The organism is Microbacterium sp. Se5.02b, from assembly GCF_019464375.1.
Classification (GTDB): domain Bacteria; phylum Actinomycetota; class Actinomycetes; order Actinomycetales; family Microbacteriaceae; genus Microbacterium.
On record NZ_CP080491.1, the window covers coordinates 4,050,953 to 4,061,995 of the forward strand.

Sequence of the window (11,043 nt, forward strand, 5' to 3'; positions counted from 1 at the left end):
CCATCCCGAAGGAGCAGTGCATGAATACCCGAAGAATCCTCACCACCGGGGCGCTCGTCGCCACCGGCGCCCTCGTCCTCGCCGGTTGCTCGACCGGTGACGACACGGCTTCCTCCGACGACAAGGAGTTCGCCGGCGAGACCATCGTCGTCACCTCGTTCGGCGGCGACTGGGAGAAGGCCTTCATCGAGGCCGTCGTCGACCCGTTCGAAGAGGAGACCGGGGCGAAGGTCGAGCTGATCACGCTGTACAGCGCCGACGCCCTCGCGCAGGTCACCGCCCAGAAGGCGAGCCCGCAGATCGACGTCGTGCACTTCTCCGGCGGGCAGGAGTTCACCGCTGCGGAGCAGGGGCTCATCGCGCCGATCGCGGCGGACGAGCTCTCCGAGTCCGGTGACCTGGTCGAACTCGCCACCGCCGGTCTCGAGCGCGGCGAAGGCCCGGTCATCCAGCTCGCGCCGATCGGGCTCGTCTACAACACCGAGGCGGACGCTCCGGCACCCACCTCGTGGCTCGACTTGTTCGACGAGGCCTACGCGGGTCACGTCGCGCTCACGGACTTCTCGAACACGTACGGCGTGCTCTCGATGCTCCGCGTGGCCGACGCGCTCGGCGGCGGCATCGACGACCCGTCGCAGGCGATCACAGACCTCGGCGAGCTGGCCTCGTCTGGCGACGCGATCGTGGTCCCGACCTCGCCCGACCTGCAGACGGCATTCGCCCAGCGCGACACCTGGCTGGCACCGTACGCGATGGACTACGCGGGCACGCTGCAGGACGCGGGTCTTCCGGTAGAGTTCATCGTCCCGGAGGAGGGCGCCACCGCCTCCCTCATCACGGCGAACGTGGTCGAGGGCCGGGACAACCCCGACCTGGCGAAGCTCTTCATCGATTTCGAACTGCGCCCCGAAGCGCAGACCGTCTTCGCGGAGAACATGCGGTACTCGCCGGTCAACACCAAGGCCGAGCTCTCCGGCGATGCCGCGGACGCCGTGCTCACCGGCGACGAGCTGGAGACGGTCGTCGTCTACGCTCCGGGTGACATCGCGGCTTCGCGTCAGTCCTGGACCGATGAGTGGAATGCGCTGATCACCAAATGAGCGTCCGAACCCGTAGGGAGCCCTGGCTCCTGCTCCTGCCGGCGATCGTGCTGCTCGCGCTCGCCTTCATCACCCCGGTGGCCGGCATGCTCCTCATGAGCGTGCAGTCGTCGGCAGGCGGGTTCACCCTCGACAACTTCACCCGGTTGTTCACGAGTGAGTATCACCTCCAGGCGGCGCTGCGCTCGCTCCGCCTGGGGGTGATCCAGACCGTCATCACTCTCGTCCTGGCCATCCCCCTCTCCTACGTGATGGCCCGCGCCGGCTCGAAGGTGCGCTCGTTCCTCCTCATCGTCGTGATCCTCCCGCTCATGACCAGCGTCGTGGTCCGCACCTTCGGCTGGGTGGTCCTGATGGGGCCGTCCGGCCTGATGATGCAGATCCCCGGCGCGGAGTTCCTCGTCGGCGGCACGCAAGGCTTCCTCGGCACCGAGACCGGTGTCGTGATCGCCATGGTCCAGGTGCTCCTGCCGTTCGCCGTGCTCAGCATCCTCGGTGTGATCTCGGGGATCACGCCGCAGCTCGAGGAGGCGTCCCGCACGCTCGGCGCCGGATTCTGGCGCACGCTGCGTCACGTGGTGCTCCCCCTCGCGGTCCCCGGCATCGTCGCGGGCGCCTCGCTCGTCTTCGTGCTGTCGGTGAGCTCGTTCATCACCCCGCGGTTCATCGGCGGCGCGCAGATCCCCGTGTTCGCGCAGACCATCTACGTCGACGCGACCACCAACCTCGACTGGTCGTTCGCGGCCGCACAGGCCGTGCTGCTGTTCGCGGGCGTCATGCTCGTGCTCGCGGCGACGTCGCGGCTCGGGAAGCAGAAGGTGTGACCATGGTCCGTTCCGTTCCCCTCCTCGGCAGGATCCTCGCCATCGTCCTCGGTGTCATCGTGACGCTGTACATGCTCGTGCCGCTCATGGTGGTCGCCGGCGCCTCCGTCGGCGAGAACCGCTTCCTGACCTTCCCCGGCCAGGGCTTCACGCTCGACTGGTACGTCGAGGCGCTCACCTCCGACACCTACCTCGAGCCGTTCCGCCTCAGCCTGCTGGTCGGCATCACGGTCGCGATCCTCGCCGCAGCGATCGGCACCGCCGCCGCCTTGGCACTCACGCGCTTCCAGGTGCCCGGGGGCGCCGCCATCCAGGCGCTGCTGATGTCGCCGCTGACCATCCCGACGATCATCCTCGCGATCGGCGCGCTCTCCATCGCCTCGCTCACGATCGGCTCCCCCAACGTGGGCGTGCTCATCGCGATCCACGTCGTGATCGCCATCCCCTACGTCATGCGCACCGTCACGGGCGTGATGACCAGAGCCGACCACTTCACCGAGGAAGCGGCACGCACCCTGGGCGCCAGCACCTGGAACCGCTACCGGCTCGTCGTGCTGCCGATCGCCCGGCCGGGTATCGCCGCCGGGGCGTTCTTCGCCTTCAACATCTCGTTCGACGATGCGGTCATCGCTCTCTTCCTGCGCACGCCGCAGCTGGAGACGCTCCCCATCGCCATCTACGGCCAGCTGGAGTTCAGCACGTCGCCCACCGTGGCGGCCGTCTCGACTCTCATGGTCCTGCTCACCGTCGTCCTCATGATCGTCCTCGAACGCATCATCGGTCTGGGAAGGTTGTTCGTCTGATGACAACGCTCACCATCAACTCGCTCACCAAGGACTTCAAGGGCACCCCAGTGCTCAAGGGCATCGATCTCTCGATGCAGTCCGGGGAGTTCGTCTCCCTCCTCGGCCCCTCCGGCTGCGGCAAGACCACGCTGCTGCGCTGCATCGCGGGGTTGGAGTCGCCGAGTGCCGGCACGATCGAGATCGCAGGTCAGGATGTGACCAAGCTCCCGCCCGAGAAGCGCCACCTCGGGATGATGTTCCAGAGCTACGCGCTGTTCCCCCACATGAGCGTGGTCGAGAACGTGCGCTTCGGTCTGCGGATGTCGGGCGAGAAGTCCAAGGCCGAGCAGAAGGAGCTGGCCGTGCGTGCCCTCGAACGCGTGCAGATGGGCCACCTCGCCGATCGGATGCCGGCGCAGCTGTCGGGCGGCCAGCAGCAGCGCGTCGCCCTCGCCAGGGCCATCGCCTTCGAGCCCCGGGTGCTGCTGCTCGACGAGCCGCTGTCGAACCTCGACGCTCGTCTGCGAGAAGACATGCAGGTCGAACTGAAGGAGCTGCACCGCACCCTCGGCCTCACCACCGTGTTCGTCACGCATGACCAGGAGGAGGCGATGAGCCTCTCCGACCGCATCGTCCTCATGAACGCGGGGGTGATCGAGCAGGAGGGTGCGCCCGCAGAACTGTACGGCGCACCGCGCACCCCGTTCGCTGCGGACTTCATCGGCGCGGCGAACCTGCTCCCGGCGACCCGCTCCGGGGCGGTCGCGACGCTCGACGGCACAACCGTCCAGGTGCCGCTGACGGGAGCCGGCCCGGATGGCAGTGGAGAGGTCGTGCTGCGTCAGGAGGACCTGCGCCTCTCGCCCGTGGTCGGCCCGGACGCTCCGGTGACCGTCGAGGTCGTCGCGCATGTCTACCGGGGCGCCGACATCGTCTACATCGTCGAGCTGGCGGGCACCCGGATGCGCGTGGTCCGCCCGCGACACGAGGAGCCGATCTCCGAAGGCACCGCCGGCCTCGGCTGGCGCGAGGGTGCCGTGCTCTGGATCGCCGCGGCCTGAAGACCCGGGCGCTCGATCGCGAACCCCGGGCCATCCTCACCAGGGGTACTTCCGCGGCATCCCGCGAACCCTGAGACGCAGCGGCCATAGGATCGCCTCGTGGCCGACGACGACTCCCCTTCCGTTCCCGATACCTCCCGCCGAGGCTTCTTCAAGATCGGCGGCGCGGCGCTCGCGGGTGCGGTCGTGGGCGGAGCAGGCGGAGCGGCCATCGGCGCCTCCGTCGCCGGCAACGCGAGAGACGGCTTCGCAGACGACCCCGTCCCCTTCGCCGCACTGACGCCCCGCAGCGAACCGGGCTTCGATCATGTCGTCGTGGTGATGGGCGAGAACCGGTCGTTCGACAACCTCCTCGGCTACCTGTACTCGAAGGAGAACCTTCCCCAGGGCGAGACGTTCGAGGGCCTGGGTTTCGGGACGCACAGCAACACGGCGTCCGACGGCACCGTGGTCGATGCCCACATCTACCAGGGCGAGACCGACCGCATCATGAGCCATCCCGACCCGGACCCCGGCGAGGAGTACCCGCACGTCAACACGCAGATCTTCGGGACGGTCGATCCGAAGACCAACGCCGACCTCTTCGTCGACCAGATGGAGTCGCCCTTCAACGCCCCGACGCACGGGGAGAGGGCGACGATGTCGGGCTTCCTCCAGGACTACATCATCAACTTCCGTCGGCTGCGCAAGGGCACGGAGCCGAGCGTCGACGAAGCCAGGCACATCATGGGCTCGTTCTCTCCCGCGATGCTCCCCGTGCTGTCGACGCTCGCGGCCGAGTTCGCCGTGTTCGACAACTGGTACGCCGCGGTTCCGTCGCAGACCTTCTGCAACCGATCGTTCTTCCACGCGTCCACCTCGCACGGATTCGTCACCAATCAGGCGGGCGGCGGCTACGACAAGTGGATCGACGCCCCGGCGGCCCCGACCGTGTTCAACCGGCTCGAGGAGAAGAAGCTCGACTGGAAGATCTACATCGACAAGCTGCAGCTCGTCTCCTTCACCGGCATGCTGCACGCGCCCGTGCTCGAGAAGTACTGGCGCACGGAGCACTTCGGCACGATGGACGACTTCTACACCGATGCGAAGGACGGCACGCTCCCCGCCTACGCGTTCATCGAGCCGCGGATGGTCTACGACCACAACGACTTCCACCCGCCGTTCGGCTCGCCCCGCGAGAGCACCGTGGCGGGCGAGGAGGTGTTCGACAGTGCGATCTCCGACGTGCGCGCGGGAGACCTGCTCATCCACGACATCTACGAGGCTGTGCGCACGAGTGCATCGCCGAAGGGATCGAACGCGGTCAACACCCTGCTACTCATCACGTTCGACGAGCACGGCGGATGCTACGACCACGTGCCGCCGCCCGCGGCCACGAAACCGACGAAGGACACGACGGCCGGCGAGATGGGCTTCACGTTCGATCGGCTCGGATGCCGTGTCCCGGCGATCGCCGTCTCGGCGTACACGAAGCGGAACACCATCATCCATGACGAGATGCACCACGGCTCGGTCACCGCGACGCTCTCCCGGCTGCACGGTCTGAAGCCCCTCAACGACCGCGATGCCTCGGCGAACACGCTGTTCAACGTCGTGAACCTGGAGCAGCCGCGGCACCCGGCCGACTGGCCCGTCACGAAGCCCTCGTACACTCCGCCGAACCCGGAAGAGGCCATCCCTCAGCCCGACCTCGAGAAGCACCTCAAGCCGCTGACTCCGCCTGCCCGCGGTCTGCTCGGCCTCCTCCTCGCCCGCTACGGCAGACCGGGCGAGAAGGAGCCGGAGACCTTCGCCGACGCGTACAAGGTCCTGCACGAGCACGGCGAGGAGCTGTTCGGCCCGCCGAACGGGAGCTGACCGCGGGGGTCGGCCGATGCCGTCTCCGGCGCGACCTCAGCCGTCCGGATCACTCCGCGTCGCCGGGCTCGACGCGCTCGAGGTGGGGAGGGTCAGCCGCGCGAGCGACGGCGCGCGACGACCAGCAGCACGACGCCGAGGATCAGCACGGCCCCGCCCCCGACCGCCCAGGCCAGTGTCTCCGGGCCGAGTCCGGTCGCGGGGAGCGCGCCGTTGCCTCCTCCGGTGCTCGGGGGTCGGTCGGGTCCGGCGGGACGACCACGGCGTCGGCCGCGAGCGTGAAGTCCTGCTCCTCGACGGCTTCACCGGCGGCGGTGATCACGACCGTGCGGGTGGCGGAGCCGACGACGCTCGTCCCTGTCGGCGGCACCACCGTGAGGATGTAGGTGCCGGGCGGGAGCTCGCCGAGGCCGAACGTGCCGTCGGCGCCCGAGGTGACCTGTTGCGGGGTACCGGGTCCGGTCACGGTCACGACCACGTCGGCAAGGGGATTGCCGTCGTCGTCGCGCACCGTGCCGTCGACAGCGCCGAGTCGCGCGAGTTCGAAGTCGACATCCTCGACATCTGCGGCGGCCACCTGCTGGTCGCGCGTGACCGGCGACGTCGCGACGAAGCCGGCGGGCGTCGTCATGGTGATCGCGTAGTCGCCCGCGGCGAGGCGGGGGAAGGTGTACGCCCCTGACGCGTCGGTGACGCGCGTGAGGGTCGCACCCCGGGGCCGACCGCGGTCACGGTCACGCCGGCGACGCCGGCGCCGTTCGAGCGGACGGTTCCGCGCAGGTCGGGGTTCTCGGCGATCCGGAAGTCGACGTTCTCGATCGGCACTTCGCTGCCCCGTGGCACGACGACGGGTGCTGGTGCGAGGTCGACCGTGTAGCCGGAGGGAGCAGTGATCGTGGCGGGGTGCGTGCCGACCGACACCTGGTCGAACAGGTAGCTCCCGTCTGCGTCGGTGGTGGTGGTCTGACCGTCGATCGTCACAGCCACCCCGGCGACCGGCGTCCCCGCGGTGTCGGTGACGCGTCCGGACACGGCGACGGGAACGATGTCACGGAGTCCGAAATCGGCCACCGCATCGCCGGCGCTCAGATTCGCCGCGATGGTGGTGGGTCCGGTCGGGATCTTCCCGGCCGGGGGTGTCACGCGCACGGTGTAGCCGTCGGCGGCGATGAATCCGGGGAACGAGTATGTGCCATCCGCGGCGGTGGTCGTGGTGCCCACGACGGTGCCGTTCGCGTCGGTCAGCGTGAGAGCGACGCCCGACGCCGGAGCACCGGTGTCGGTCACGGTTCCCGTGATGTCCTGGGCGATCGATGCGAACCACGTCTGGTAGACCGGCAGCCCCGAACGGCGGGTGAAGATGAGACTCAGGGAACTGATCGCAGCGTTCGGCTCGAACCACGCCGCGGAGCCGCTGGTGTCGGCCGCGGCCGCGTTGCCGGTGAGCGTGAGGGTCGTCTCGTCCCAGGTCGGGACGTCATCGGCCGCCCCCGTGCAGGAGGGCTTGCCGACCACACCGGGGGCGCAGTAGTTGAAGAGGTCTTGCAGTCCGAGTTCCGCCGCGGTGAGCACGTGTCCGTCGGGGGCCGTGGCACGGATGCGCACCGCGTCCGCGTCGATGTCGCCCACCGCGAAGGCCCACCCCGAGGTCGGGGTCGGCGTCGCGAAAGAGTATGTCGTCGTGGACGGGCTCGTCGCGTTGTCGGCCTTGGGCCGCAGGTTCAGGTAGGCCTGGTCGCGGCTGGAGCCGTACTTGGCGCCGATGGGCGTGCCCTCCGACAACCACGTCGACGCACCCGAGATCACGCCGATCTGTCCGGCGCGGGAGTCGCTCGCCATCGTCGCCGTGAGCGCCGGCTGAGCCGCGATCTGGACCGTCGTCGTGTAGGCGCCGCCGGTACCGGTCACAGGCTGCCACGTCGCCCACGCCGTGGTCGTCGCCGCTGCCGCGGGGATCGTCCCCACCAGCACGGCCACGAGAGCGAGACTTCCGGCGATGATCCCCGTGCGGCGCAGACGCATGAGGTCAGCGTACTGATATGCCGGCTCCGCGGGAAGGGCGGACGGGCGACGACCGCGGCGCGCGATTCACCCCTCGCGGGAGTAGGTCACGTGGATGACACCCGACTCGGCCACCTCGGAGGTCGCACGATATCCGTTCTCGAACCCACGGAGGTCATCCCACAGCCGGATCCCGCTGCCGAGCAGGATCGGCGTGATGCCGACGTGCAGATCGTCGACGAGTCCCGCCTTCAGGAAGTCCCGCACGGTGGTCGCTCCTCCGCCCGCGCGCACATCACCTCCGGCTGCGGCGTCGACGGCGAGACGCAGGGCCTCGTCCGGAGAGACCGAGAGGAAGTGGAAGCTCGTGCCGTTCGCGAACTCGATCGTCGGACGCGGAGAGCGCGTGAGCACGAAGACGGGCACCCGGAACGGCGGCTCCTCGCCCCACCAGCCGCGCCAGTCCGGGTCAGCCGCGTTGTCGTGGAGTCCGAACATGCCCGCGCCCATGATCTCGGCGCCGATGTTCTCGAAGTAGTGCGCCGCGTACTTCTCGTCGACCCCGGTGGTCCCCGCTCCGCTGGTGTCGAGGAACACCCGCTCGTGGAACGTCCGCGTCGCCGTGTAGGCGGCGGTGAGCCGACCCCAGTCCTCGCCGAACGGGTTCTCGGGGGTCTGATCCGTCGTCGTGGCGAAGCCGTCGAGCGAGATGTTGAGATCGACGCGGACACGGGTCATCGAGGCCTCCGGCACTGTCGGGCTGACGCACCGTTCGATGCGCCAGCCTCAGCGTCGAGGTTCAGCCGTCCGTTGTCAAGACACTCAGATGGCGTCGCCCTGCACGGGCCCCTCGGTGTTGGGCTTCCACCCGAGCGCCGGGGCGACATGGGTCGCGAACGCCTCGAGCACATGCAGGTTGTACTCCGGTCCGAGCTGGTTCGGGATCGTGAGCAGCAGCGTGTCGGCGGCCATCACGGCCTCGTCCTGCTTCAGCTGCGCGATCAGCACGTCCGGCTCTGCGGCGTACGTCTTGCCGAAGGTGGAGCGGAATCCGTCGATGACGCCGATCTGGTCGGCGTTCTCCTCGCTGCGCAGTCCGAAGTACGCCCTGTCCATGTCGGAGACCAGGGGGAAGACGCTGCGGCTCACGGAGACGCGAGGGCGGCCCGTGTGTCCTGCCTCCTTGTACGCGGAGCGGAACAGTTCGATCTGCTCGCGCTGCAGCTCGTGGAACGGCTGGCCGGTCGCCTCGGTCACGAGCGTCGAGCTCATCATGTTGAGTCCCTTGCGCCCGGTCTCCTCTGCGGTCGCCCGCGAACCCGAGCCCCACCAGATGTGGTCGCGGAGGGTCGGCGACTGCGGCTCGATCGCGAGGTAGCGACCGGCACCCACCATCCGCGGGTCACCGGGGGCGATGCCTTCGCCGTCGATCGCACGCAGGAAGAGGTCGAACTTCTCCCGCGCCAGCACGCTGCCGCGCTCCGGATCCTCCTCGTCGACGTAACCGAACGTCTCGTAGCCGCGCAAGGCGGTCTCGGGTGAGCCACGGCTCACACCGAGCGCGATCCGCCCGTCGGCGATCAGGTCGAGCGCGGCCGCCTCTTCGGCGAACTGGAAAGGGTTCTCGTAGCGCATGTCGATCACGCCGGTGCCGACTTCGATGCGCTTCGTGCGCGCCGCCATCGCCGACAGCAGCGGCATGGGCGATGCGGCCTGGCGAGCCCAGTGGTGCACGCGGACCGAGGCGCCGTTGACGCCGATCTCGTCCGCCCCCTCCGCGATCTCGATCGTCTGCTTCAGCATGTCACCCGCGGTGCGGGTCGCCGAGCCGGGCACATCTGCATAGTGCCCGAAGGAGAGGAATCCGAAAGCCTTCATGATCTATTCCAACGCATGGATCGGTCCTCTATTCCCCCGGCAGCAGGATGCCGTCGAGCATGAGCGAACGCAGGCGCGGCTCGAGCTCCGCCCACAGGTCGGCGAGCGGCACCTCGAAGAGGTCGGCGAGCGCAGCCGCTATCTGCGCCACCGTGAGGTCGCCGTCGCACGCACCGACGAATCCGGCGAGCGCGGGATCGACGGCGATCGTCCGGCCGAACCCGCCGCCCTGACGCAGCTCGATCACACTCGGATCGTCGTTGCCCGGCATCAGATGGCGTGCCTCGGTGACATCCGCGGCGACCACGAGCGTCGGCGGCACTCCCTCCACGAGCACATCGTGGGCGGCGAGGCCCGCGGCCAGGGCGGCGCCGACGTTCGACACGTGCTGGGCGAGGCGCTCCGTCCGTCGGAGCGGCTCCCCCGCGGTGCCCCGACGCATCAGGACGTATCCGAACCCGATCGAGGTCACTCCGCGCGCCGCGAAGTCGTCGAGCCAGGCGGTGAGCAGCGGGGTGAAGGAGGGATCGCGCGGTGTGGTGCCGCCGTCGCGGATCCACAGCTCGGCATACGCGAGGGGAGAGCTCTTCGCGCTGGATCACCCAGAGGTCGAGGTCGGCCGGAACCCAGGCCTCCAGCCGGGCGAGGCCGGCGACGGCGGCGTCGGACTCCCAGTTGCCGAGCAGCTGCGCGATGCCGTTCTGCGTCAGGAACCTCGGGGCGCTGCGTACGAACTGCTCGACAAGGGCATCGCCCACCAGCCCGCCGTCGCGGTACTCGTATGCGGGGACGCCCTCGACCCGCGGCGTGATCACGAACGGCGGATTGGAGACGATCAGATCGAACGCCTCTCCTGCCACGGGTTCGAACATGCTGCCGTGGCGGAACTCGATGTTCGAGACGCCGTTCAGGCGGGCGTTGAGTTCGGCGAACGCGAGCGCGCGGGAGGAGATGTCCGTCGCCACGACCGTGCGTGCGCGACGCGCGACCAGGAGCGCCTGGATGCCGCACCCCGTGCCGAGGTCGAGCGCACGATCCACCTCGATAGGGACGATGGTCTCTGCCAGGGTGCGCGAGGCGCCGCCGACTCCGAGCACGTGATCGGCGGGGAGGGCGCCGTCGAGGGCCACTTCGTCGAGGTCGCTGGCGATCCACCACTCCCCACGCCGTCCGCATCGACGAACGACTGCGGCCGCAGCAGGGCGGTCGGCGTCACCGTCTCGCTCTCGGCCCTGGCGAGTCCGAGAGCCACGAGCCCCTCCACTCCGAGCTGTGGCAACGCCGCGGCCACCGAGGCCTTCGGTTGCGGCATCCCCAGCACCAGCAGGCGGCCGAGAGTGGCGAGAGGCCCGCTGTCGCCCTCGATCGCGCGGAGGATCGGCTCGCGCATCCCCCGTCCGAGGGCGTCGTCGGCCTCTTCGCCCCACAGGCGCCGCAGGGGCTCGGAGCGGAGGTCGGCGGCGTCGAGGTCGGCGGCGAGCGCGGCGGTGCGGAGCGGGTCGGGGACCGGTTCGGGGTGTCGGACACGGCCGTCACT

8 protein-coding genes and 2 pseudogenes are annotated in these 11,043 nt (G+C 69.3%); 5 read left to right on the plus strand and 5 right to left on the minus strand.

The window, feature by feature from the left end:
• Window positions 1–20: 20 nt before the first annotated feature.
• The 5 genes from K1X59_RS20345 (at window position 21) to K1X59_RS20365 (ending at window position 5,627) form a co-directional block, all read left to right on the plus strand.
• On the plus strand, window positions 21–1,100 hold the full coding sequence (locus tag K1X59_RS20345; RefSeq protein ID WP_183151363.1) for a polyamine ABC transporter substrate-binding protein: 1,080 nt from the start codon (window positions 21–23) through the stop codon (window positions 1,098–1,100).
• Window positions 1,097–1,924 carry an ABC transporter permease gene (locus tag K1X59_RS20350; RefSeq protein ID WP_183151364.1) on the plus strand — a complete coding sequence of 276 codons (828 nt, stop codon included), beginning with the start codon at window positions 1,097–1,099 and terminating at the stop codon, window positions 1,922–1,924. Before K1X59_RS20345 ends, K1X59_RS20350 begins: the two co-directional genes overlap by 4 nt.
• A 2-nt stretch (window positions 1,925–1,926) precedes the next feature.
• The gene (locus tag K1X59_RS20355; protein WP_258566972.1) at window positions 1,927–2,727 is read left to right on the plus strand and encodes an ABC transporter permease; all 801 of its coding nucleotides are present in this window, start codon (window positions 1,927–1,929) and stop codon (window positions 2,725–2,727) included.
• Complete coding sequence (locus tag K1X59_RS20360) at window positions 2,727–3,770, plus strand: ABC transporter ATP-binding protein (RefSeq protein ID WP_183151365.1); 1,044 nt, start codon at window positions 2,727–2,729, stop codon at window positions 3,768–3,770. Before K1X59_RS20355 ends, K1X59_RS20360 begins: the two co-directional genes overlap by 1 nt.
• A gap of 99 nt (window positions 3,771–3,869) precedes the next feature.
• The gene (locus K1X59_RS20365; protein WP_183151366.1) at window positions 3,870–5,627 is read left to right on the plus strand and encodes an alkaline phosphatase family protein; all 1,758 of its coding nucleotides are present in this window, start codon (window positions 3,870–3,872) and stop codon (window positions 5,625–5,627) included.
• 142 nt (window positions 5,628–5,769) lie between these two features.
• Here K1X59_RS20365 and K1X59_RS20370 read toward each other — a convergent pair.
• From K1X59_RS20370 to K1X59_RS23010, 5 genes and pseudogenes are all read right to left on the minus strand, one after another.
• A pseudogene (locus K1X59_RS20370) lies at window positions 5,770–6,270 on the minus strand (carboxypeptidase regulatory-like domain-containing protein); the annotation flags it as partial.
• Entirely contained in the window at window positions 6,255–7,649 is a 1,395-nt protein-coding gene (locus K1X59_RS20375) for a carboxypeptidase-like regulatory domain-containing protein (RefSeq protein ID WP_220173803.1), read from the minus strand. The gene K1X59_RS20375 and the pseudogene K1X59_RS20370, both read right to left, overlap by 16 nt.
• Window positions 7,650–7,715: 66 nt before the next feature.
• Window positions 7,716–8,366, minus strand: coding sequence for a dihydrofolate reductase family protein (locus tag K1X59_RS20380; RefSeq protein ID WP_183151370.1), 651 nt, complete (start codon window positions 8,364–8,366; stop codon window positions 7,716–7,718).
• Window positions 8,367–8,450: 84 nt separating this feature from the next.
• The gene (locus K1X59_RS20385; RefSeq protein ID WP_183151371.1) at window positions 8,451–9,506 is read right to left on the minus strand and encodes an LLM class flavin-dependent oxidoreductase; all 1,056 of its coding nucleotides are present in this window, start codon (window positions 9,504–9,506) and stop codon (window positions 8,451–8,453) included.
• Between the two features lie 28 nt (window positions 9,507–9,534).
• Window positions 9,535–11,042, minus strand: a pseudogene (locus K1X59_RS23010) (class I SAM-dependent methyltransferase).
• Window position 11,043: the final 1 nt, after the last annotated feature.